19 protein-coding genes and 2 pseudogenes are annotated in these 23,411 nt (G+C 57.6%); all 21 read right to left on the minus strand.

Translation table 11 applies throughout. The features are described 5' to 3' along the window. A pseudogene (locus J3481_RS14740) lies at nucleotides 1-238 on the minus strand (hypothetical protein); the annotation flags it as partial. Nucleotides 239-1,153: 915 nt separating this feature from the next. Next, nucleotides 1,154-3,895 (minus strand): hypothetical protein, encoded by a 2,742-nt coding sequence (locus J3481_RS13015; protein ID WP_206830143.1) that lies wholly within the window; start codon nucleotides 3,893-3,895, stop codon nucleotides 1,154-1,156. Nucleotides 3,896-4,043: 148 nt separating this feature from the next. After that, the gene (locus tag J3481_RS13020; protein WP_206830142.1) at nucleotides 4,044-6,527 is read right to left on the minus strand and encodes an ATP-binding protein; all 2,484 of its coding nucleotides are present in this window, start codon (nucleotides 6,525-6,527) and stop codon (nucleotides 4,044-4,046) included. 54 nt (nucleotides 6,528-6,581) lie between these two features. Then, on the minus strand, nucleotides 6,582-7,109 hold the full coding sequence (locus J3481_RS13025) for a sigma factor-like helix-turn-helix DNA-binding protein (protein ID WP_206830141.1): 528 nt from the start codon (nucleotides 7,107-7,109) through the stop codon (nucleotides 6,582-6,584). Between the two features lie 4 nt (nucleotides 7,110-7,113). Then, a pseudogene (locus J3481_RS13030) lies at nucleotides 7,114-7,332 on the minus strand (RRXRR domain-containing protein); the annotation flags it as partial. A 119-nt stretch (nucleotides 7,333-7,451) separates the two neighbouring features. Continuing rightward, the gene (locus J3481_RS13035) at nucleotides 7,452-11,846 is read right to left on the minus strand and encodes a hypothetical protein (RefSeq protein ID WP_206830140.1); all 4,395 of its coding nucleotides are present in this window, start codon (nucleotides 11,844-11,846) and stop codon (nucleotides 7,452-7,454) included. An 89-nt stretch (nucleotides 11,847-11,935) separates the two neighbouring features. After that, the gene (locus J3481_RS13040) at nucleotides 11,936-13,351 is read right to left on the minus strand and encodes a hypothetical protein (RefSeq protein ID WP_206830139.1); all 1,416 of its coding nucleotides are present in this window, start codon (nucleotides 13,349-13,351) and stop codon (nucleotides 11,936-11,938) included. A 203-nt stretch (nucleotides 13,352-13,554) separates the two neighbouring features. Continuing rightward, entirely contained in the window at nucleotides 13,555-13,992 is a 438-nt protein-coding gene (locus tag J3481_RS13045) for a disulfide bond formation protein B (RefSeq protein ID WP_236011676.1), read from the minus strand. A gap of 7 nt (nucleotides 13,993-13,999) precedes the next feature. Further along, the gene (locus tag J3481_RS13050) at nucleotides 14,000-14,458 is read right to left on the minus strand and encodes a BRO-N domain-containing protein (RefSeq protein ID WP_041695220.1); all 459 of its coding nucleotides are present in this window, start codon (nucleotides 14,456-14,458) and stop codon (nucleotides 14,000-14,002) included. Between the two features lie 102 nt (nucleotides 14,459-14,560). Continuing rightward, nucleotides 14,561-15,499 (minus strand): phosphodiester glycosidase family protein, encoded by a 939-nt coding sequence (locus J3481_RS13055; RefSeq protein WP_012810537.1) that lies wholly within the window; start codon nucleotides 15,497-15,499, stop codon nucleotides 14,561-14,563. Nucleotides 15,500-15,727: 228 nt separating this feature from the next. Beyond that, the gene (locus J3481_RS15090) at nucleotides 15,728-16,261 is read right to left on the minus strand and encodes a site-2 protease family protein (RefSeq protein WP_206830138.1); all 534 of its coding nucleotides are present in this window, start codon (nucleotides 16,259-16,261) and stop codon (nucleotides 15,728-15,730) included. Then, nucleotides 16,255-16,677: a hypothetical protein gene (locus J3481_RS13065; protein WP_206830137.1), complete on the minus strand. Its 423-nt coding sequence runs from the start codon at nucleotides 16,675-16,677 to the stop codon at nucleotides 16,255-16,257. The genes J3481_RS15090 and J3481_RS13065 overlap by 7 nt, the downstream gene beginning before the upstream one ends. Before the next feature lie 89 nt (nucleotides 16,678-16,766). Next, on the minus strand, nucleotides 16,767-17,450 hold the full coding sequence (locus J3481_RS13070; RefSeq protein WP_206830136.1) for a hypothetical protein: 684 nt from the start codon (nucleotides 17,448-17,450) through the stop codon (nucleotides 16,767-16,769). Next, on the minus strand, nucleotides 17,377-17,910 hold the full coding sequence (locus J3481_RS15095; RefSeq protein WP_407929337.1) for a DNA cytosine methyltransferase: 534 nt from the start codon (nucleotides 17,908-17,910) through the stop codon (nucleotides 17,377-17,379). Before J3481_RS15095 ends, J3481_RS13070 begins: the two co-directional genes overlap by 74 nt. Nucleotides 17,911-17,956: 46 nt before the next feature. Further along, on the minus strand, nucleotides 17,957-18,412 hold the full coding sequence (locus J3481_RS13080; protein ID WP_206830134.1) for a hypothetical protein: 456 nt from the start codon (nucleotides 18,410-18,412) through the stop codon (nucleotides 17,957-17,959). A gap of 238 nt (nucleotides 18,413-18,650) precedes the next feature. Then, nucleotides 18,651-18,749: a putative holin-like toxin gene (locus J3481_RS13085; protein WP_236011679.1), complete on the minus strand. Its 99-nt coding sequence runs from the start codon at nucleotides 18,747-18,749 to the stop codon at nucleotides 18,651-18,653. Between the two features lie 78 nt (nucleotides 18,750-18,827). Beyond that, nucleotides 18,828-19,307, minus strand: a complete 480-nt coding sequence (locus J3481_RS13090; protein ID WP_236011680.1) for a hypothetical protein — start codon at nucleotides 19,305-19,307, stop codon at nucleotides 18,828-18,830. Nucleotides 19,308-19,341: 34 nt separating this feature from the next. Further along, the gene (locus J3481_RS13095; RefSeq protein WP_206830132.1) at nucleotides 19,342-19,815 is read right to left on the minus strand and encodes a hypothetical protein; all 474 of its coding nucleotides are present in this window, start codon (nucleotides 19,813-19,815) and stop codon (nucleotides 19,342-19,344) included. A 99-nt stretch (nucleotides 19,816-19,914) separates the two neighbouring features. After that, nucleotides 19,915-21,249, minus strand: coding sequence for a ParB N-terminal domain-containing protein (locus J3481_RS13100; protein WP_206830352.1), 1,335 nt, complete (start codon nucleotides 21,247-21,249; stop codon nucleotides 19,915-19,917). A 244-nt stretch (nucleotides 21,250-21,493) separates the two neighbouring features. Then, complete coding sequence (locus J3481_RS13105) at nucleotides 21,494-22,612, minus strand: RNA-guided endonuclease InsQ/TnpB family protein (protein WP_206830131.1); 1,119 nt, start codon at nucleotides 22,610-22,612, stop codon at nucleotides 21,494-21,496. 130 nt (nucleotides 22,613-22,742) lie between these two features. After that, nucleotides 22,743-23,300, minus strand: coding sequence for a hypothetical protein (locus J3481_RS13110; protein WP_206830130.1), 558 nt, complete (start codon nucleotides 23,298-23,300; stop codon nucleotides 22,743-22,745). Nucleotides 23,301-23,411: the final 111 nt, after the last annotated feature.

A 23,411-nucleotide genomic window follows, 5' to 3' on the forward strand; every position in this document is an offset into this window, starting at 1 on the left:
CGCGGAGGCTCCATGTCAAGTACGGCCCAGGCAGCGCATCGGGCAGGAAATCTTGTATATTCTCGATTTTGATGTGTCCATTGTATTGACTCAATACCATGTTGACGGCTGCAAAGAGCAGGGATTCGAGAGCGACAGGCGAGATTTGATCTCGAAACTTCTGCGCGGCATCCAACACGACCTTGGCTAAGCGCGCTTGCGCGTTCATCCGCATGACAGCCAGCAGTTCGCGCTTCATCTCCTCGTCTTCGGCGGACTTGCGATGGGGCATTTCGTAGCGGCCCGTTTTGCGGAGGGGTGTGCAAAGGTGTCACACCCTTTTCGTCATCCTCCAAACGTGCAACTGAGCGCCGGTAATGGCTATCACCAAATACGAGGCACACATCCTTTGCCACCCACCACGGCTTGCCATTGACCATGACCACCCGCACCTGCTTGCCTTCGTACTCAAAGGGTAGCAGCGTATCCATTTGTTCGACCTCCCGAAGTAACAGGCGGAATTTCCCGCTCTATTCAGTAGGGGAACGGCATGCAAAAAGGCCCGCCTTCCCAGGCGAGCCTAGTCTCAGGTGTTGTCTCTCGGATTCCGATTCCGTCGCGGATCAAACCGAAGCGACTGCCCCATGCGCGCGCGTTGACGCGGATTCGGGACCCTGCGCGAAGGTGCGACAGGCGAGGTGCGTCGAGAAGCTTCCGTCCGCTCTTCACGCCGCTGCGTGTTGCGTGCAGGCGGTTGAACCGTGGGGTTCGTTCGAGTGGTTTGCGAAGAAGCCTGGGAAGCCTTCGGTTGCAACCGCACCACCGTGTTCGGCGTGTTCTTGGACTCTGCGGCCCTGGGGGGCGTCGATCCTTGCTCGCCCTCCGCTTGTTTCGCGTTCGCAGAAACCTCAGATTCACGGGTACCCTCGATACGGCGAATCGTTGCAGGATGGACGGAAGGCGCAGCAGGCTTCACGGCGTCCGATGCCTGGGTGAACTCTGCACCGATGGACGTTCCCGTGGCCTCTCGTCCGTCTGCTGGCACATGAGCTTCGTCGTGTGTCGTCGGGCGAAGCGTGATGTTGCGTCCTGAATCATCGGCCTGCCGTTCGATCGCTTGTTCGCGAGTTTTGGTTGCCGTCGTATCCGAAGCCGATGTCTGTGCTTCGGCAAACTATTCAACCTGGACCGCAGGGGCGTCGTCGCGCGTACCAGTTTCTTCAGTCGCCATGGTATGCGTTTCGTCTTGCTCCACCGAGGCAGGCGTTTCAGGCACTCCCCGCCGACTCGCTTCCGCCGCCGTCTCTTGCACAGGCGCAGGCGTGTGAAAGCTTCGCTCCAACGCGCCGGCTTCCGCATCGTCCACTTCCACTTCCGGCAACTCAGAGCGGTTCGCCGCACGAGACTCTGCGCGCGCTCCCTCGCTTCCGGGGTCTGAAACTGAGTTCGTTTCGCTGTCCTTGCGCAGCGTCCCTGGATTCACTGCGGAGGCTTCAGGTTCAGAAGCCCTTGAAGCACTTTCCACCCGTTCTCCTGCATCGGCTTGTGGTGCGACAAACGCTTCAGAGACCAACTGCGGAGATGGCACATCCTGTTCTTCCGTCGCCACGGGTGACGATTCGGTCGCGTCCTCTGCGGACACCTGCCGTTCCTCTTGCTCTGGCGAAGATTCGTCAGTCATGCGACGTTGCGCAGACGAAGCTTCGGATTGGGATGTGGGTTCGGGTGTCGCAAAAGCATCCGCCAAGGAGGACGTCGCCACCTCGTCATCCGTTTCACGCCGCATGGGCTCATCTTCGCGCCTCACCATCCCATCTGCCGTACTCTTCGAAGGCACCAAGAGAGACTCGGGTATTTCGCGATCTTCAACATGCTCCGAACGCGCATCACGCGATTCTGAGGCCGCATCCGTGCCGAGCGATGCAGTCTCTTGTTCGGGCAATTGCGCTTCTCCATCGCTCGATTTCACGTCCGCGTTTGGACGGGATTCGACTTCGGATCCTGGTTGTTCGTTCGCCGTAGATTCTGGTGTAGTCTGCTGTGTCTCAAGCTTTGCGACCTTGGCTTCATCGTCGTTGTCAGCGGTCGACGGCCCACGTTGCGCCGGTTGTCCGCCCGCAGTGGGTGCGCTGGACGCCGGCGAACCGCCTTGCGACGCGCGACTTGTGGAAGAACCTGCTGACGTTGCTCCATTGGAACTGCTTCCTCCGCTGGAGGATGTCCCTCCATGCGGGGTTCCACCTGATGCGCCCCCAACCGCATTCCCCGGTGCGGCCCCGCCATGGGAGGAAGACCAGCGCGAAGACCAAGTGTTTCCTGCACTCCCCGTAGGAGGCGCGCCGAAAGTTCCACTGCCCCCTCGCCCCATCGCACTGAATGCTGCGCTCAAGGTCTTCTGGGCAAGAGAGCCGCCGCCACCGCTCTTGTTGTCTTGGTCGTCGTCACGCTTGTCACGTTGATCACGCCGCCCCCACGCTTCGCGGGTGCGCTGACGCCATTCGTCCATGAGGCTTCGCGGTTTGCCATCTTCGCCCGTGATCGCTCCGTTTTGAATACGGGCGACGACCGGCTCGACGTAAATCGAGAAGAGCTGATGGCGCATCATGAGCGCCCCCAGAAAGATCAGCCCGCTCGTGATGGCTCCCGTGATGAGCGTTGCCTCGCCACCGGTCAGGGAAACGGAATCCATCACGATCGTCACGAGCAGAAACGTGATCGCCATATACACCACATTGGCCAGCTTCAAGAGCAGAAAGCCAACTGATTTCTTCGCCCAGTTCTGCACGATCCCCCAACCGACTTCGGGGACAAACCCGAGTGGCAAGACGAAAATGCCCATGAACGCACTGAACAAAAACGCCAACTCAAATCCGAAGAGAATAAACGCCATGAACGCCAGAAACGCGAGACATGGCAAGCCCAGGATGAACATCACCAACAGGAAGATGATGTTGTTGTACGGATTGGCGTTCTTCACACTCGTACTCGTCCACGACGATTCCGCAAAGGGCTGAGACGTACTCAAGATGTCATTCAGCAGGCTGTCTCGCGCCTGGGACGTGGTGTTCTTCATGAAGAGAACTACCCAATTATCTCCCGGCTGGATCGTTGCGGAAGCCCCGCTATCCGTCGTATAGCTCTCTCCGACCGCCGCGTTGGATACGTTAAATTTGGCGAGGTCGTTCGACTCATGTCCGAATTGCGCCAGTTCCCAAGGCTCCAGCACATAAATATTCCAGGCGGCGTCGTAGATCGTGGTGGCGCTAAGATCGGCGACCGATTCGATCGCCTCGCTCACGGTGTTGTCCAAGTTCTCCGAGAGATTGTTGACCACCTGGAAGATCGCTGCGAAGTGCATAAAAAATACAAACAGCAGCCCGCCCATCGCCGTGGTGGTGAGAAACGCCGTCAGGATCTTGGTGTGGTGTCCTCGGAGATAATGCCACACCATGTAGATCGCTACTGCCAGGCACAGGAACGGCAGCAAGCGTAGAAACACATTCGAATACGCCTGAGAGAATGAAACTCCCATGCGTTGAGAGATGGGGTTCACGAGCCACGCTGGATTCGTGAAGTCCACCGCGATCATGATCGCGATATGGAAAGCCCACGCCAGCCCCTGCGACACCAAGTCCGCGATGAAGTTCGCGACTTCCTTGATGGCGCCGCCCCCGAAGAGCGTGTTCCACCACCCTTCTGGCGGCAGCGTGAAGGTATAGTCGTTCGGAGACGGATGCTGCCAGCCGGGAAATGGGGACGTGGGATTCGAATAACCAAAGAGCGTATTCGACGCGGCGGCGGACGTGACCACCTGATGGATGCTCGAAAGCGTGCCCGCGCCTGTCGTGGTGCCACTGGTGATCGCGGTTGAGGACGCCTCGGTGGGCGGTGTGCCGCCACTAGCCATGACGATCATAGACTGATCCCTCCTACCCCATGGCAAGTTGCAGGGCAAACGAAGAGCCGCACCACCAATCCAGTTGGCGAATGCGGCTTGAGTCTGTCGATGTGGATCGTGCTCATAAAAAATCCCCTCCTACTGGAGGAGGGGTTGCAGGGCAAAACTACACTTCCGGCGTGGTGTTGAAGGCTTGGAGGAGCCCCGCATCCACCACGTCAATCTGCACCTCGCCAATGCGCCCTAAAGGATCGCGCAAAAACCCGCGCCCTTTCTCAAACGCCTGGAAGGTTTCGATGTACTGATTCAGTTGCTCTTCGTTCTCAAGCGGCAACCCGAGCAAGCGAACCGCGTGCTCGACCTGGATCCGCGATGTAAGCCGTCCGACAAACGTCCATCCGAGGCTCGCCGCCACGTCGTCGTTTTCCTGCCCCGGTTTCGGCAACAACACGTCAGGGTTCTGCACCGCCATCATCAGGACCAGGTTCATGCTTCGCCCAAGAAGCAACATCCGGTTGAGGAGCGCCCTGCCTTCTGGAATCGAGCGCAGGATCCATGCCTCATCCACCGCGAAGAATTTGCGCACGTTTTGCGGAGCCATGATGAGACGGCGAAACGCAATCTGCGTAACCAGGTAGAGAATGGCGACCGCAAAGCGCTGACTTTCACGCCACGTGTCCGGTGAACTTCCGGGATCGGGGAAATCCAGGCCCATGATAGACGCCACCACCAGCTTGGCGCGGCTGTCCATCACGTTGTCTTCCCCGTCTTTTCCATAGAGCGCACGGCCCAACTCGCTTGTGCGGTAATGTTCGAGCAGTCCGAGAAAGAGATCCGCAAGGTTGCGTTCTTCCTCCGGCCGTTGCGCGTTGTTGCGCTCGGCGGCCAGACACATGAGGAAATGGTCCATGTCCCACCGTTCACCTTGATACAGCGCGTGCAGGGCGCGTTGGATGACGAGCGACGCTCGCTGATCCTCGCGGCGCGTGGTGACGTTGAGAAGAACGCCCAGGAAGCCTTCCGCAATCAACTGTGATTCACTCGCGTCCCGCCCCAAGCGAAATGGAGAAAATCGCAACGCGCTCCCTGCGCCAAACGTCCACCACACGCTCTCGTTCGGCCACAACTTGACCAGGGAGCCGTACTCGGCCTGTTTCGGATCGACGACCGCCCCGATGGCGCCCCATTGGAGCATGGTGTCCGCCGCATACTTCATCCCCACCGACTTGCCGCTTCCGAGCGTGCCCACAAACGCCACAGCGCCACTGCGGTTGAGTTCGCGCATCGCGCGATACCAATTTACATACACGGGCCTTCCGCTTGGCACCATCCGCGCGAACCACTGCCCAGTCGGATCACCGACCCATGCGGTGCCGAGTGCACCGGAGGCCGCGAGCACCGACGGATCCGCAGGAATCGCCCACGCTTTCTCCACGCCGCCTGTCGTGCCCGGGAAAAAGGCTTGCCAGAGTCTCAGCGCGTCACCGGGCGGATGGACGAGTCGAACCGAACCCTGGAGCCGCTCTTTCAGCATTTCTTCACGCCGCAACATCTCAAGCTCGCTGTCTGCTCCCACCGCAAAGAAGGCGTGGAACGTCGCAAACGCCATGCCCGCCTTCAGCTTGGCTTCAAGGGCTTGCGCGTCTTCGAGTCCGTCGTAGATGTCCCACGGCACGTCACCCTCTTCGGCGTACTGTTCGCCCGTGCTGGCGACTTCTTTTCGGCGGCGATAGACGATCTCTCGCGCGCGTTGCGGGGAGATGACTTCAAAGTGCACACAGGCATCGACAGGGAACGCAAGCTTTTCGAGCGGTTGATAGATCCACTCGTCGCCGATGACTTCGAGCCGTTCCCGCATGCTCGCCACGGCCATGACGGACTGATAGGATGTGCGTTTGTCGTCGTGCTCAACGCGAATGCGAAACGTGTCTTCCCGCACCGCCGCCGACACGAGCGGCAGACGCAAGGGACGAGGCCGAATCACGACATCCCGGCCTTCCACCGTCAGCGTTTTAGGAAGCGGATCCGGCAAGGCCAGGGGCCATGGGGTTAGGCCGCGCCAGTACGGCGCGCGATGCAGTCGTTCGATGTCCTGGGGCGCCGCTCGCTCCAACATCGGGATGATGGCCTGCAATCGATTGAACAGCCGCTGCTCCGCTTGCTGTGAGACCAACAGATCGTGCCGCGTGAGGACGGGCGCTTGCACACGCGCAACCCTGCGCTTCGCAAATCCCCACAACCTCGCAAACTGTTCCGACACGCGCTCACGCAACTGGTCGGGGCGATCCAGCACCTGCGACCAGGCGGTGCCGAGAGGCGAAGCCAGCGGCAACACAAGTACGGTCAAGCGTTCAAATGGCGTGAGTCCCTTCAGGCGCTCTGCCACCATTTCCATGTGCGCTCGCCAATGCGGGTGATCCCCGAAGCTGCGCATGCGGGTAAGCACTTCTTCGCTCGAGATCGGCACCGAGATGCTCAACAACTGCCCGTACCCGCGGTAGGTCTGGAAGAACACTTCAAGCTGTCGATAGATGCTCCGCTTGACCGCCTCCGGCTGATGCTCGTACGGCAGGGCTGGAAGCCGGTACACCGCAAAGGAAGAGCCATTCTCCAGAAAGAGCAGATTGTCATACCAGAAGATTGTGCGCATAAAAAAATCCCCCTCTATCCCGAGGGGGTTGGCAGGCAAGTTTTCGCTCTCTGCTCATGCGCCAAGGTCGGGCGCGTCGTCGAAAAGGCTGAGTTGCACTGCCTCTGCCTTTCTCAGTTTCTCCCGCGCGCGGCGAATGTACGAATGCACCGCCCCGCGCGTAATCGACAGCGCTTGCGCAATGCCCGTGTACGTCATGCCTCGTTCATAGGCCAACAGGCACGCCGCTTCGCGCAAGCTCAGAATGCTCCGCCACGACACCGGCAACCGTTCCGACCACGTTTCCTCTAGCCCCTGATCCTCGTCGTCCGCATCCATTTCGCCACTGCCACACAAGCCCCGTTTCGCCGCCAGCCGATCCAACACGCCCATATCTCCAATGGGGATTTCCCGGTGTTCCACCCTCACGGTGCCTTCCATGAGCCCCAGGGCATACTCCGTTGTCCGGATCATGCTTTCGCAGTATTTCACAGCCAAGTAGCTACCGGGATCATCTTGCTTCTGGTGATGGCGCTTGATCGATTTCACGACTTCCAGGCTCGCTTCGTATTCCTCGATCAGATCGGCGAGATCGTCTCGCATGGTCCCACCTCTCCAGCAGGTACTCGCGCACTTCGTAACCAAAGAGGGTGCCTTGCTGGTACTCCACCCCATGGATCTCTGGGTTTTGGAGTTTTTGCGTGTCAAAGCGTACCAATTCCATCGAAAGATGTGAGATCGGTGCCAACCGCCGCAACCGGGCAACCCACGTGACCACGTTTTGCACCCGGCTGACCAGACTGGGCGGGAGCCACCCTTCTGGCCTCCAAGAACCATTGCTTGTTGTCTATTTTACCAAAACATTTGAAAACCGTTCGTCTGCCATGCAAAACCACCCGCCCCGCCGCGATTGCGGCAGACAGGCGGGCGATTTGCGAGCTCAGATCAATAGGTCTTGCCGCCGATGCTTTCGCTGATGATGTGCGTGAACCAATACGCAGGCCAGCCGAACGTGCACGCCACATTGTTCGCCGTGACGGTGATGTTGCCGGCAGGCGTGTCCACCGTCATGGTGAACGAGATGTGCGCGCCGTCCTCATAGGCCACGGTCGGGTTCGAGCTGATGCTCCAGGCCGTGAGTTCCGGTTTCCCGGCCAGATAGACGACCTTCGGCACGTTCGTCCAGCAGGACACAACTTCAGACGCTATCTCCGGCGCCTGCGTGCCGCTCGGCGTATCGCCGACGTCGTACAAGGTATCGGAATTGACGGTCAGTGGCTCCGTCCACGTAATGCTCCCGCCGTCCGGGTTCGTCATGGTGAACTTCACCGTACCGCCCGTTGGCAGCGAATTGGGCGGTCCTTGCCACACGTACCGGAAGCCGAATCCAGCATCCGGGCGCACCCACACCGTCGGCGTCTGATCGCCAATCGGCGGGCCGTAGGTGTGGTAGGTTTGGCCGTTGATATCGCGCGTGCTGGAGATCTGGTTCGCGGTCGGCCCGCCGCCTTCGAGCCCCGTGAAGCCGTGCTCCTGGAAATACTGACAGAAGAGCCCCGGACATTGCTCGCTGTCCCACTCACCCGCCGGCACCGGGAGCCACATGTCCTCCGGCGTACCGGGGTCATAGGACAAACCGGAAATCTGGCCGTCGTTGACGGAGGCCGGATAGTATTGGGACTCCTGCGTCGTAACGTCCACACACTGCCACGAGTTCGTCTGTGCGTTGTACTCTGGCGTCGGCACATTGTACACCCACGTCAGCTCTTCCGAACCGTTGCCGTAGCTCGTCCATTGCTCATCCGAGTCATACGGCGCACCGCAGTCGGGTGCCGGTGGCGGCGTCTGCGTCGGTGTCCAAGTCGGCGTGATCTCGTTACTCACTGCCAGCAACTGCCCGTCCGCATTCAGCACTTCCGCTTGATAGGTGATCGTGAGCGTATCCCCTTGGTCGTTGACGGTGCCACCCATGCCGACACTCAGCGTGACCGGCTGTTCCGCTTCGTTGTGGCTCCCAGTTGGCTGCGTCAAGACTGCTTGAAAGACCCACCCCTCGGGTGTTGTGTACCCGGTCGTGTACCAGGCGTTCGGAAAGTAAGTTCCATTATTCGCATTGACTGGTGTAGGAGGGCTCTCATTGACCACTTGGATGATCACTTCATCCCCCGACTGCCATCCCTGCACGTTGTACGATTCCGTGATGGTTCCGCCATACGTGGTCGAGCCCGGCGTTGCGGTGAGTGTGATCGAGACTCCCGTGTTGCTGCCCCATGCAACCGTGATCGCGGGTGATTGCGTGCCTGTTCCGACATCCGTTGGACTCGGTGGGTTCGGGGGTGTGGTCGTCACCCAGAACCGGACCACCTGCGCCGTATTCGACACCGCCTGGAGTGTGGTTGTTCCTGTGCTGTTGACCGTGATTTCATAGTTACCGTTTGGACGGCATCCTTTTCCTCCGCAACTCTCCGCCTCTTGTTCACCCTGGATCACGGGAGCCGAGCTGTACAACGTGACCGTTCGCCCCGGCGCATAGGCGTTGACGGTGATGGTTGAAGTCTGACCCACCGGCAATTGCGTCGGGCTTGCGCTCACCGTGGCACCCGCCCACGTGATCTGGAAGGTTTCGCTGGCTTGTGTGACCCCGTTCGGGTCGATGAGACTAGCCGTGTACGTCACCGTCTGCGGCGTGCTCGTGCTGACGCTGGCGCTTCCAGACGCCGAGCCGTTGGTGAAGGACTGATTCAGCGCCGCGCCGTTCGTCCCGCCGCTGGAGACGATTTCCACGCTCCAACCCGTGTTCGTCGCCGCAGGCAGGTTCCCGTTATTGGGAGCCTCGAAGTCGGAGTAGTAGATAGCAGGCTGGCCGGTTTGCACGAACTGCACGTTAAAATTCACGCTCGTCCCCGCATCGACTGTGACATTCGGCCCTGCCGCATAGATGCCGCTGCCACCGCCCATGAGCTGGGTGTATTGGTCGGAGACTATCGCGCCGACGCTGCCCGTCTGAATCGGTGCGCCGCCGTTTGAAGCCAGTGTCACGGTGGTCGACGTGGTACAATTCGTCGTCGTGTCGGTCGCGGTGACGGTGTAGCTCTCTCCCGGCTGGCCCGTCAGGATCACGCCCACGGTCTGTTCACTTCCACCGACACCCGGAACACTGAGGCTGCCACCGTTGTTCACGGTGAATGCGTACGTGTCGTTGTCATTGTGTGTGAACGTCAATCCCGCGCTGTTGGAGCTGACATTCCCCACCGTCCAACTTGCGTCGGAACACTGTCCGGCGGTCGTCCACGTCACCGACACGGTGTTGGACAAATAATCGTCACTGCTGGTATACGCCGTCACGATCGCGACGAAATCATCCGTCCCCGCTTCTTGTGACGCATACTGGACGGTGTACGATAGCTCGCCCGAAGCACTCGTTCCGATCCCCTGCCCCGTCGTTGTGTCAATAATGGAGATCGTCGTCGTCTTCGGCGACGTATCCCCCTCGACAGTCGCCGTCAACGTCGTCGCTTGCCCCACCGTCAACGTCGTCGGTGAAGCGGTCAGCGTGACCACGATTCCACTTTGCCATGTGACGGTCACCGTATTGGATGACACATAAGGCACGGGAGACCCTGTGATTGGTTCCCCAGGGGCCAACCCTCGCTGTGGTGAGTAAAGGGTGGCTATGAACTCGTCGCTCTGCGGGCTGTTTTCTGTCACCGTGATCGTATCAATCACTTGCGATCCGTTGGGAGGCGGATTCACGGTAAGTAAGTCCACATACCCTGGTAACACGTCTTGTCCCGTGGTGTCATTGAAAATCGCAAGGTAATAACTCCCGGGGTAGTAGGAGGCATTCGGGTTCGTGACCGTCACGGTCAAGGTTGTCGCCTGTCCTACCGGGAGCTTAGTCGGATTGGCCGACAAGGTAAGCTGGAGGGTCTGCGGCGACGAAGACGATGGCGGCGGCGCTGGCGGCGGCGACGGCGAACTGGGACTGCTCCAAGTCACCTGTACCGAATTCGACGTGCCGACAATTTGCCCCGTTGCGCCGTCGATGAGGTCCGCCACGTAGGTATCCGTCAAGGGATGATTGGAAACCGCGCTCGTCGAGGCGGTCGACGCATCGTACCCTCCTTGATACTGGTTGGAGCCGCCCTGCAGCGTCCCCGCATCCTTCTGATCGTTAATTACGATCCAGTAGCTGTCTCCGTTCGGCAGCCCGCTATTACTCAAGCCATTCGCTTGTGCCGTCAGCGTCACCGACTGCCCCACCGTGGGGGCGGTGTTGGAAGCGGTCAGTGTGATGGCATACGACCCGCCGCCACCACCGCCGCCGCCGGTACCTGGGGTCCCTTGGATCGTGAACGTGGTCGTCACAGGCCCGGACACCCGATCCACGCCGTCCGCCACCCACGCAGCGGCAGTGTAGTGCCCTGGAGACAGGTACTCGGCCTGAAACGTATCGGTGAAAGTTCCCTGCGTGCCCGGTTCAGCCTGCATTTGCGACAGGCTTCCGCTTCCTTCTTGATAGCCGTATCCCGCCAGCCATTGCGTCTGCCCGGTGTCCGCATTCGTGATCTCGACCGCGTCGTAGTGGTAGTTGGCGAGGGTGTTCCACAGCGGCACATTCACTGTGAAGCTCAGGTTGACCGTCGTCCCCTGCACCTGAGCCGTGAGGCTCTGCGCGGTGGGGGGCTTGGATGGGATCACGTAGAATGTGGAATGTTCGATCGGGTCATTCCCGTAATAATTTCCCGTCGGCGTCACATGGCTCCCGGATGGATCCATTTCCGCACCGGATTCGTTGACGACAAGGGCGAAGGGGACAAGGGTTTGTTGGGGAACACCCCCATCCGTGTCGTATAGGGAGTATTCATATGGCGTCACTTGATTCATGACATACTGAGCATTTCCGCCCAATTCACTAGCGACTGACGAGACTTCCGTATACGGCAACCCCAAGTACCCGTTGCCATTCAGGCTGTTGTCGCTCACGATGTCGGACTGCACAATGTCGTTACTCAGCGTTGCACCCGAAATCTCGTCCGCCGCACTGACGAGAGCGGAGTAGAGTTTCTCATTAAAGAAACTCGACCATCCTGGATATATTTGAGTGCCTGGATATTGATATGCCATAAACTTGTCGCTTCCGTAAATCGCGAACTCTCCGACCACGCCGCCGAACTGGGTGTACACCGTATTCACTGCAACGATGTACCCATAGCCGCTTGTCCCTCCTCCGGGTTGAATCACTTGTGCGGCAAAAGCATTCGGCGACAAAGCGGAAAACGCTGTGAGTGCCGCCGCCCCTGCCAGTCCCATTTGGGACGCTTTCAATTTCCAGCGCACACAATCACCCCTTCCTACTCATAGGAAGGGCGGCATGCAAAACAGGCAAAAAAATGCGCGCCTCGACTGAGACGCGCTCAGGTTACGAATTATTCTCTGTAATCTACGGTGATGTCAGGAGTAACATTTGGATAACACATTCCAACATACGATCCAATGAGAAAATCGAGTTCATTTGGCTTTACAAACGAGATCGTCGTTCCGCCTTCATACTGGCTCGCGTTGGAGAGACTGACCGAAGGTGCGTAATACTCCGTCGTCACATCCTCTGGCACTCTGGAGGAAGACACATTGTAAAAATCCTGCGAGTTCCCCGTATACGGAAGCTCCACATTCACCTGGTTACCGACGAGCCACAGCTTAATTTGATTAAAAGCTCGCACCGCAATTCGATAAGCCTGTTGATCTTCTGGCGTCAATCCACCTGGTACGCCATACCCAATCGGCGCATGGAGCGTGTACACGCCGTTCTGCTCCTTGTACCCGTCCAGCCACCACTGGAGATTGCTCAAGACCGTCTGCGCCTCACTGGTGGTCAACTGGGCATTTGGATCGGTAATGCCGGTACCCTGGAACAGATCATTGTCCTCCGCCCACGTGAACGGATCGGTGACACCTTGGTACGTCAAGAACGTCTGGACATTGCCGCTTGGAGCGAGTCCCCCATTGGTATACGGCACCGCATTCGCCGCCCAGTCCGCCAGCCACGTCGCCACCTGCCCCGCCGTCACGGGCGCATTCGGGTCAGGCGTCACGCCAACCTGCTGCATCGTCGGGTATCCAGTGACGACTCCCGTGCCAGAATACATCGTCTCATTTACAATCGTTGCATTGCCATTGACCATGACGCCAGTGGGAACCTGCTGCACCCACTCCATCTTCGGCAACCCATCAAACAGCTGCCACATCGCATCCGCCATCTGCTGCTGGGTCTCATACGTGGTCGATTGATCCGCGCCAGCGGCCACGCTCTGGAGCGTCATGTCCCACTCCGAGCCGTTCTGCCAGTCGGTCTGCACGCCCATGTCGCCCAGGGCCTGCTCCAGATAGTAGATCGGCACAAACGTCGTCTCGTCCTTCGCCCCGTAGTCCTGATAGGTGATCCTCGGCGCGTAGATCACAGGCTTCCCATTGACCTCAATCACCATCGTCCCGCTCGTGATCGGCACCGACTCCACGTTGCTCGGGTAGCTCACCTTGACCGTGCTCGGCGCGACGAGGTTCAACACGCCCTTGCCGCCGTTCCATTCCGCCCGAATGCCGAGCTGCGCCAGTGCCTTATCCACGTAGTAGATCGGCAGGAACGACGTCGCCTGACCAGTCCCGCCCCCGAACGGATCCACCGCCACAATGTGCTCCGGCGTGCTCTGCGGCACATCGTTAACCACGATCACCGTCGGGTAATACTTGTACGTCTGCTGCGCCGCAAACGCCGTCGGGGCAACTGCCGCCATCGGCGCGGCAGCCGCAAGCGCCAGCGCAGCCTTCCAAGCCATCTTCTTCATCGTCTCTCACTCCCATTCAAAACAATATTCTTTATTATCCATCCTTAAATGGATCATATTATCTTTTCCTGTTATTAGGATAATCCAAATGGATGAAAATTGCAATAGGAGGATTGAAAATTTTCCTCTTTTGGCTCTGCGGCTATTATACTACGGGCAGGAGGCGCAGGAACCGCAGCCCGCAAAGGACAATCCACAGTCGCCTATTCCGCCTTGCGTGGAAACGGAATCATCTCCGCTCGCTTCGGTCGATGCGCGAATGAATCCACGCCAAGCAACAACAGCAGAAAGAATACGAGATCAGCGAGTCCGGCAGTCGTGAGCGGCCCCAGGTGGAGGTATGAGACATCGCAAGGAGTCGTCACAGAACAGAAGAGCGCGCGTACCGCGTGCAACTGCATCCACCACTGCGCCGACGCGATTCCGAAGCCAAGGAGCGGTGCGAACAGCGCCATCCACCGATTGTTGGCGAACCAACCGAGGAGCGCCGCGACCAGCAATAGACGCTCCGACCAGCACATCGCACACGCCCGCCAGTGGAGCAGCAAGCTCCAGTATGCGCTCACACTCAGCGCGACCGCCGGAATGAGGATACCGAGCGCACGGCGTGTAGATGCTCGCCATCCGAAGAACCTCACCATCCGAAGATCACCCCTTCTCGTCGCGCAATACATCCGCCACAGCCGTCACAAGGCGCTCAACCGCCTCGTCGGAGAGTCGTTCTTGGAACGTGGTGAGGAGATCGACGAGAAGCGCGGTCTTTTGCGCCCGCAATTTCTCCTCGCCGTACTGAGATTCATCGTGAAGTGCGCTTGGCAGGACCTCGCGCAGCACCCAACGCTGGAACGCGCGCGCGTGCTCGTTCTTCCCCAACAACGTGAGCCTCAGCATGCCCGATTCGCGCACCACGGGGATCTCCTCGCGTCCGCCCGGCCCTTCGATCACCACCGCGCCCTTCTCATCGTCGTCGAGCTTTCGGAGTGCCTTCTCGACATTGCGCATCCCCACCGCCTCACAGACGCCCGCTGCGTCGAAGAGCGGTTCACCGTCCACCCAGAAGACACGAACCTGCATACCGTTTGCGAAGACTGCCCAGGTTTGTTGCATGAGAGATCGCCCCCTCCGAAGAGCGATGTCTGCAGGGCAAAACGGCATAAAAACAGCCCTGCGCCACCTTTCGACGCAAGGCTGTTAATTGGAGTGCATGTGTTACCTCTCTTCCACCACGATCGCAGTCGCCAAGGCTCGCTGCGGAACCGTCAAGTAGCGCCCCTCATACCACAGTCCTGTTGAACTCCCCCCGTCAAGGTTCATCGCGTATGTCAAACCGAGCGCTTTGGCGATCTGAGCTTCCTGGTATACATTCGCGTCGTGAATCGTCAAAAACACCAACTGCCCGGACGAATTGAAGCCGACCACCGAGCGCAGTGTCACCGCGTCCACGACTTCGTAGTTATCCAGTCCTTCTTTTGCTGGCTCGATGTCGATGCGGCCATTGTTAAGCAACATGGGACCGGCTCCAATGGCGTTTGGATAAGCACTGAACGGTACAGTCTTTCCTGTGTCCAGTGAAACTACAGTATCTCCCCACACTGCCCGATCCCCCACATGGACCCGCTGCATGATGGGGGTTTTCGCCTCTCCCGCGCCAATCTCGATGTCGTAGCCATTGCTTGGAATTGGTGTGATGCCGTCGTGGATCGCAACGATCTTGTTATTCTCCACTTCCGCCACGACAGACGACGAATCGCGAGTGCGCGGCCCGTAGAACGGCGTCAACACGCTGACCCGCATAGGGTTGGTGCTCAAGGTGTTGAGAAACCAGGGCCACATGTTGCTGATCGGATTCGTAGGATCGTAGACGTTCAGCGACAGCTCCTCAGTCGCACGTAGCATCGTAAGCTGGCCCTGAGCGCCAATGCCGAGAAGCGTGCCCTTCTCGTTGTACACGAATTGGCCGTTGATTTCCAAAGCCCCGGCCGGGAAGTTGTCGCCACCCGCGTCGAAGAACGTGCCGTTGATCGCGGCGATCGCGTGATTCTGCTGGGCAATCTGAGCCAACGTAGCCGTGGTGCCAAGCTCGTGATTCGCGATAGCGGGTTGAACCTCAATGTGCGGATCGCGAACATTGATGATGACCTCATTCACGGGCTCTCCGTCCACGACAAGAGAACGCACCTGAATGGCTTGGGAGTTGGGCGCGGAGGAGACGCGATGGACTGCGGAATGTGTGGAATGTACGGGATGATGTGAAACGAGATCGACCAGTGGCGCAACGAACACGAACCATCTCCCCCAACTTTGGCATGCAACTCCTAGTTTACTGGGGGCTCTCAAACTCGCGCAACACGAGAAAACGAGAGGAGGCAAGAGACATTATACTTGTGGCGGCGTCTTACAGGGATCGAATCCTTCCGGCAACCGAAACCTCCCCCGAAGCAACGCAATCCACGCGCCGTCGGAAACGTATCCCGTCTCCTGTTGCACGGTGACACGCGAATCCGTCCAGATTGCCCACAGGTTCATCAACACCCAGAAGGGATTGTGGATCCACAGCCATATGGTAAGGAAATTAGCCAGCATGCCCGCGCGATACACCCAGATTTTCTTCTTCACAGAAACGTCTGAGCAATACGTATACGGAAGGTTGTATCCACCCAACGGGAGAGGCCGAAACTCAAAACGCCCGACTCGCAGGAATCTCTTACCGCTACCGAATATCACTCGCTCTGTGGGCACGCCAAACACCCGCCGCATAACGTAATGGCCTAATTCGTGGATCATGATACGAACATACAACTGCGGCCACACGGTTGCTGACGCCACAATCCAGCCGACAAGCGTTCGAGGAAAGGTGCAGAGAAACGTGTGCAAAATTCCAGCCAACACGCACGAAATTCCGCTTAACATACCTTCTTCCCCAAATCCTCCAGATGAAAATCTTCCCACACCACCACATGCGGAAACACGACCACCGCTAGAATCTCCAACTCGTTTCCACCCTTCTTCTCAAACGCGAAGTGCCCCGCGTAGGACGTGCTGATCCAGCCCCAAACGAAATAAATCGGGATCAGCGCCACCAGAGGGATGCTCGGTGTGATAGCCAACGAGAGAAAAAACATCCCGTAGGGGCCTAATACATACAACACACCCAGCGGATCGGTGCGGTCCAAGTCGTTGACCCGAACGGACAGGTAGAACAGCCACGATAGGAACAAATAAGCCAATCCACACAACACGCGTCCCCAAGTGCTGAGATGGACAAAGTGCCCAATGACCCAAATGCCACCGAGCGCCATGTACCACAATTCCATTTTCGCCCTCAATCATCACCACTCCTTCTCGATCTTCTTGTGTTCCCATCCCACGACGTCATGCAGGGCAAAAAGAAAGGCCCGCCGAAGCGGGCAAAATTTCAATTTTGCTGTTGCTCGCTCTCCAAACGAACCAGTTCTGCAAATATCGGCGCAATCTGCGCAGGCACAACCCCGTTCCCAAGAGCTTTTAAGCGCTTGACGCGATGACGCCGATTTGTTGTCGTTCGCGGTGGCTCCCACTCGTACTGCGCCTCTCCATAACCCGCAGGCCACGGAACAACACGCAATTCGTCGTTGCCCTTGTCGATGTCCGTCCAGCCGATCGGCAGGCCCATCAAACACTCTACCCAGTCGGGATTGAGTTGGCCGGGAGCATGGGGTTCCATAACCTGTGCTTTTAAATTGTAGCGCTCCAAATCTCGACGCCATGATGGACTTCCGTATGGGCCGCTCCCCTTGTGTTCGCTGGACTTAGGCGTTCCCCAGAGAACCATGTCGTTTAAGTTAGGTGTCCATCCGTCCTCACGTTTGCGTTTTGCCCTGGTTGATTCGAAAGTGTCACCACTCCGGTAATCACGCGCTTGCGGCGTGGGCCAGCGATTGGACTGGATGGCAACGGCGTTCGGAAGTCCGACCGTGGCCTTCGTGCCGTTCGGGCGAATGCCGGTGACGGAGGTCCCGGCAGGCAGCGCGCGCCCGCCTTCCACGTCACTTTTCATGGGCGTAGGCCAGTAAGAACACTCGGTCTCGTCGATGCGGCGCACCCACGTCACATGCGCCATGCACGCCCCATCGTACATCAAACCCCATTTCGGCCAGGTCCCGGAGAACGCTTCCAAAGAACCGTCCAGCATCAGTTGACAAGATCCCTGGGACATTTTCACCCACAAACCATCGGGGCTTAAGATCGCGAAGCACTCGCCGGAACTCGGGCCAAAGATCCCGTTCGTCCTGAGCGCCCAACCGTTTTCCGGCCACGCTGTGTGGCTGGCACGGCCACCCTCCACAAACAATATCGATTTGCTCAAGCCCAGTCGCCTCCCGAACCCGCTCGGGGGTTACGTCTCGAATGTCTGGTATAAGAGGAACTCCTGGAAAACGCTTCGCGAGGACTTGCTGGCAATACGGATCAATTTCGCAAAACAGGACGGTTCGGATTCCATACCATGACGCAGCTAAGTCGATGCATCCGACACCGCTGCATAAACTGACCATATTCACGCCGCACCACCACCCCATCATCAGGGGCGGTGCAGGGCAAAAAGAAAGGCCCGCCGAAGCGGGCTTCTCAATCCGATTCGCGGGCCACAACCGCGCCACTGTGATGCGCCCAGTTCCGTCGCCTCGTCCAGTCGAACTCGCTTGCGACCGGGCGAAGCAGATGCTCAACGCGGTCTATCGCAAGCCGAACATCCAGTTCAGCGTCGTCCAGAAACATCAGGAACAGTCCAACCTTTTGGAGCGGCACTCCGTCTGACTTTCTGAGCAGATTCGTTGGCTCGATCCAAAGCTCGTAGTGCACATCGGAAAGTCCTTTGCGATAGAAGACGCCTGTCGCAGCGTCCAGTTGTTTCGCCTTGTGGTCAACCCACGTGCGCTGCAACACCTGCCCCAGCGTGAACAAGACTTCGCGTTTGTCCACAATCTGGGACTGAGGAACGAAAAACTGCGCTTTGAGTTTGTTCGGGATGACAATTAGATCTTCCAAAGAAACGGGGCCTTCGAAAAACCGCACTTCGGCCACGTGAACACCTCCTTTCCAGAACGATGGTCTCCTCTCGTACGCGGCGGGGAATGCAGGACAAGCGGGCGGGTTCACGGACAGCCTTCCCAGGTATATTCGCCCTGTGGTAAACTAAACATGAAATCAGGAGCCGGTGCGGCAACACCGACTCCCGGGCATCAACGCCTCGGGCGTTGCCCCTGCCCGTTTTGTAGTACGGGCAAGTGACCGCCCCATCGGCGCGAACCTCAGGGGGCGGTCACTTGTGTTTCCGGACCAGGGTTACGACAAGCGTGACGAGCGACACGACGAATGATCCGAATTGGACCATCAGCGTAATCGCATCGGCGACACTCATCGCTCCCACCCCCTCCCTCTCGGGCAGGGGGTGCCCCCAAAGGTTGATGCCAACCTTAGTTTACCATTTTACGAATAGTTAAACCAGAGTGTTCCTCTTCTTCAGCATCTTCTTCACAAAATCGTAGGCGCGGTCATCGAAAAGCATTCGCGTAAGTTGTTCGTTATGTGCATCCAGAAAACGTCGAATTTCCACATCGATCTCGTCAATCTGAGTCTCCAGCTCCTCTAACAACCGCCGAGCTCGCGGCAAATCCCATCCGCGTCCTTCAAACATCGCAAGAAAATCGGTGTACAACGGCTCCACATCTGAAGGGATGCGATCCTTGTTTTCCAAGTACCAAACGACATATTCGAGCTCGACCCGCGCGTGTTCCGCTAAGCTTCGCGTATACTCCAATTGCGCATAGCGGGCCAGCGGATCCGCATCCATCAGTTTTCGGAAGTATTCGTCCGCGAGAGGCTCCCCAAGTTTGGTGATCTCCTCTTCGGTGGCATCGGCATGCGCTCGCACCAACTCATACGCCTTTTGATGGAATTCCAGAATGACCGACTCCATATCTCTGATCATTCTCCATCCCTCCGACCGCGGTTTACATCGTCAGCGAGAAGGGTTGTTGCCCATCCAGCAAATCCGCAATCCTACCATCCACCAACACGCCCGCGGGCTTGCCGTGCTGGACTTGATAGGCAATCAGATCGTCGATGTACTTCGCTTCGTCCATGAAGGCCGCGATCATGGTCTCCAAATACTGCTTTTGCTTGACCAACGTCTCCAAGTCGGCAAACGGCAAAGTCGCATGCGCGAACTTCGCCCCTTGTTGCCGATACGGTACCATCGCCCGAACCTTTCGACCTAAAACACGTATCCTGCGCAGCGCTGTGCAGTAGTAGTCATTGTAAAATGCGTTCCATCCCTTCTCGGGCGTGAACACTCTGCGTGCATACGGCTCCACGAGATCGCGATTCTGCTTCCCGGTCTTCTTGTCGGTGAAGGTGATGCGATACGACAACTCCTGCAACATCTCCATCGGATACACCAACATTTGCTCTTGTCCTTGTGCCATCTGGCGATCACACCCCTTTCACCAGATGGGGAGTTGCAGGACAAAACAAAACGGCGACGGCCCGATGATCTCAGGCACGTCGCCGACATGTCACATCTGTCATTTCAACAACCTCGGTCGCTGAGTGGCGTGGAGTGCGTCGACAATTTTGGCCATAAACGCGCTGACTTCCTCAAACCCGTCCATGCCGTTTGGCCCGACTCGTTGCTGTCGATAGAACTCGTCCACAACCCAGTCCACGTCACCATCTGTTTGATGACAGACCGTCCAAATGTCCATGACCGCGCGTTCCAACTTCGTATAGAGCTTGCGACGCTGAACACGCGCTTCATGTTCGTCTTCGATCTTTTGGAGTGCAGGAGGCACTTGGAGTTGCACGACAGGCGCACCTTGACGCAGCTCCTGGATCTTTTGTTCGTAACGCGCCAGCAACTGTTCGGTCGCTTGATACTTCGACTCAAGCTCTCGTTTTTGCTGTTCAATCTCCACCGCCCGCCGCTTCCACGCCTCGATCTCTTGTTGGACCGAATCCGGCACCACCTCGACGCGCTCTACGGGCCGATTCTTCAGTTCCTCGATCTCCTGCTCCAACTCGGCAATTCGCTCGCGGTCCTCTTTCCTTCCGCGTTCTCGCAATGCGGTCAGTTCCTGCTCTAGCGTGACCACGCGCCAACTCTGAGCCTGGAGATCCCGGATTCGACGTTCCAACTGCTCGATCTTCTGGCGATCTTCCTCCCGTCCCTGCTCACGTAACTCCGCGAGTTCCGCCTGCAACCGCGCCGTTTCCTGGTCGCGACGTTCCGCCTCTTCGAGTCTCCGCCGCAATTCCTTGGTCTCTGCGAACGTGCGGTTCGCGATCTCCTCTCCCAACGCTTCATACAAGGTACGCTGGATTTCCGGGCTTAGGTACGCCAACTGCTCGGCGGCGCTTGTGCCGAGCTTTCCTGAGGAGACCAAAGCTTGAAGTTCTGGAATGAGATTGTTTAGCTTGATGAGGCGTTTCGTGTTCGTTTTACTTTCTCCTATTGAATCAGCGATATCGTCTAGTGTTTTCAAAAGACCAATTTGGTCTTTTGATCGACGATCTCCTCCTCTCTGCACGCCCCAGTACTCCGCCAAAAACTTCGCCCTTCGCGCTTTGCGCATCGGGTCATTGTCCTCGCCGCGCCGCTCTTCGTTATCAGCAATCAAAAGGTACTCCGCCTCTTCAGGCGACACGTCGTAAATCGCCACCGGCACCTGCTCGATCCCGAGCTCCTTCGCGATTCGATACCGTTGGTGACCGGCCAGGATCGTTCCATCAGGAAGGATCTTCAGTGGGTCGCGAATGCCATGGACTTCGATGCTGCGCTTCAGTTCTTCGTACTTCTCACCCGTCAGATCCGCATAGTATTCTTCGTTCTTCGGATGGCGTTTCAGACGGTGAATGCTCATCTCGCTCACACAAATCTCCTCCTTCAATACATTAGCGTGAAAAGCGAGACAATCGATTATTTTTGATTCGAATCGAACCTTCTCTACCTTGATGCGAAGCAACAAGCGAAAGAGGTTCAAGCCCCTGACGAAATTCCTTGATGAAACGAGTCAACTACCCCATGGCTCAAGCCAGGGGCTTGCTCGATCTCGACAACTGTCGAGAGAGCACAAGGGACGGTTGACAGCGCCCCCGAGCCAAGCGTCATGCGCTCTGACTCTGCCGCAAGCATTCCAAACCTCTTTGAGCGATCATGCGGCTTGCGGCCAAATCGTCGTTGCATCGATAGCCGCACTTCTTGCAACGGAATTCGTGACGCTTGCGGCTCCGATTTGCGGTTTCGCAGTGTCCGCACTTCGGGCAGGTCTCGCTTGTGCCTGTCGGATCAATCAACATAACAGCGATCCCGGCTTCTTCCGCCTTGTAGCGGATGAAGTCCGTCAACTGTCGGAACGCCCAACTCATGCGCCAGTATTGATCCTTCATCCGAAACCGGACGGACAGGTTGCTGCCTGTGAGATCCTCAAGCACAATGAGCGGACGTTGACCTTGGGCCTTTGCGAAGCGGACCACAGCCTTAGCGATTTGGTGGTTGACGTCCGTCATGAAACGGGATTCTCTTCGACCGATCGCCTTCAGGCGGCGCTTGGCCGAGCGAGTGCCTTTGCGCTGCAAGGATGCGCGCAGACGGACGTAGTGGAGACGGGTCTGCTTGACCTTGCCGCCACGAATGAACATCACCTCATTGCCACAAGAGGCCGTCACAAGGAAGCGCATGCCCTGGTCAACGCCGATCACGGCGTCAAAATCGCCGACGGGATCCGGAACCGTCTTCGACACGGACACATGCAAAAACCATCCGTGTCGCTTTTGAACGAGTTCGGCTGCACCGAAGGTCCAGCCGTCCTGAAGATACCGCTGGTATGGAGGCTCCTCGCAGAACGGGATCCGCAGGCGGCCGTCGAGCGTTGTGATGTGTGCCAAGCCGTCTCGTAGCACGTAGTCCCGATTCCATTGGAACACGGGCTTCGCTCGTTTGAACTCCGCGGGTGTGTTCTCGCTTCTGTTCGACTTCATGCTCCTGTAGACACCTGCCACGATGCGACAAACCGTGCAGGCCATCTGCGATGGTAAGCTGTACAAACTGCGTATGGCTCGATATGCGGCGCGGTGCAAGGCGACACGGTTTCGGATCTTGCGCTCGAAGGCGATGCGACTCACGTAATCGAGCGCCTGACGATTGGCCTCGACGGTGCGAGCCAGCGCAGAAGTTTGTTCCGGCGTTGGATCCAGTCGAACGCGGATGGTACGAGTGAGCTCCATGCCATTCACCCCCCTCACTTGGAGGGGTGAATGGCAGACAAAACGAAGGCCCTCTGGTCAACCGGAGAGCCAACAAAAAAGGAGAACGCGGCGCTCCTCCCCATGCCTAAAGGCAGGGGTCTCCGCGCCGCTAAGTTTGATGATGTTGCATTATCTCTATCTGGTGCACTCGCCATACCACATAACCACATATAATTGCCTCAAGAAATAGAATTGCCATAGGCCACCAACGAATCCAAGGCTCCAACACATCGGAAATCATCCAAAATCTCCGCATTGACCATTCACGCCTAGTTACGTCTGGTGGTCTCCTTTTACGAAGTTCCGCAATTAGCCAAAATACACGACCACCATATTGTCGTTTGATGTCTTCGTCCTCGTATACCTTCTTGGACTCGAGATAACGAATAACAACGTTGTTGCAGAATTTAACAAAATTTCGTTTCTTGATGTCCAAATCCTCGTATGGTTGAGCAAACAGCTCATAGGTCAACTTCGAGACATAATCCTTAGCGTCTTCAACCAACGCCTTCATTGAGTCAAAAGCTTGTTCCCATTCTTTTTCAAACTCTTTGTTCCATATGATGTAGCTCAAAGTGCTTTCAGGATGAACAAACCGTTCAATCAACCGATAAGCAGGTAGATAAAACCTCTCGTATTGAATCTGTAGCATGTCGGACCGACGCATCTTCTTCTCGCGCCTCCTACCGTGAAAATGGCAAAAAAGGAACCCGGACCTTCCCTTCGTCAATCATGGAATATCGTGGATATTCTTTCAGGAGGCTTCCTCTGCGACGAT

It is taken from the genome of Alicyclobacillus fructus (genome assembly GCF_017329605.1).
Lineage (GTDB): Bacteria > Bacillota > Bacilli > Alicyclobacillales > Alicyclobacillaceae > Alicyclobacillus > Alicyclobacillus fructus.

Coding starts and splice junctions, on each gene's coding strand:
- J3481_RS13050 (WP_041695220.1), bottom strand. CDS start 14,458: ATGCAACAAACCTGGGCAGTCTTCGCAAACGGTATGCAGGTTCGTGTC.
- J3481_RS13015 (WP_206830143.1), bottom strand. CDS start 3,895: ATGATCGTCATGGCTAGTGGCGGCACACCGCCCACCGAGGCGTCCTCA.
- J3481_RS13095 (WP_206830132.1), bottom strand. CDS start 19,815: ATGGCACAAGGACAAGAGCAAATGTTGGTGTATCCGATGGAGATGTTG.
- J3481_RS13040 (WP_206830139.1), bottom strand. CDS start 13,351: ATGAAGAAGATGGCTTGGAAGGCTGCGCTGGCGCTTGCGGCTGCCGCG.
- J3481_RS13025 (WP_206830141.1), bottom strand. CDS start 7,109: ATGCGAGACGATCTCGCCGATCTGATCGAGGAATACGAAGCGAGCCTG.
- J3481_RS13045 (WP_236011676.1), bottom strand. CDS start 13,992: ATGGTGAGGTTCTTCGGATGGCGAGCATCTACACGCCGTGCGCTCGGT.
- J3481_RS13020 (WP_206830142.1), bottom strand. CDS start 6,527: ATGCGCACAATCTTCTGGTATGACAATCTGCTCTTTCTGGAGAATGGC.
- J3481_RS15090 (WP_206830138.1), bottom strand. CDS start 16,261: ATGTTAAGCGGAATTTCGTGCGTGTTGGCTGGAATTTTGCACACGTTT.
- J3481_RS13090 (WP_236011680.1), bottom strand. CDS start 19,307: ATGGAGTCGGTCATTCTGGAATTCCATCAAAAGGCGTATGAGTTGGTG.
- J3481_RS13070 (WP_206830136.1), bottom strand. CDS start 17,450: ATGGCGCATGTGACGTGGGTGCGCCGCATCGACGAGACCGAGTGTTCT.
- J3481_RS15095 (WP_407929337.1), bottom strand. CDS start 17,910: ATGATGGGGTGGTGGTGCGGCGTGAATATGGTCAGTTTATGCAGCGGT.
- J3481_RS13105 (WP_206830131.1), bottom strand. CDS start 22,612: ATGGAGCTCACTCGTACCATCCGCGTTCGACTGGATCCAACGCCGGAA.
- J3481_RS13085 (WP_236011679.1), bottom strand. CDS start 18,749: ATGAGTGTCGCCGATGCGATTACGCTGATGGTCCAATTCGGATCATTC.
- J3481_RS13110 (WP_206830130.1), bottom strand. CDS start 23,300: ATGCGTCGGTCCGACATGCTACAGATTCAATACGAGAGGTTTTATCTA.
- J3481_RS13100 (WP_206830352.1), bottom strand. CDS start 21,249: ATGAGCATTCACCGTCTGAAACGCCATCCGAAGAACGAAGAATACTAT.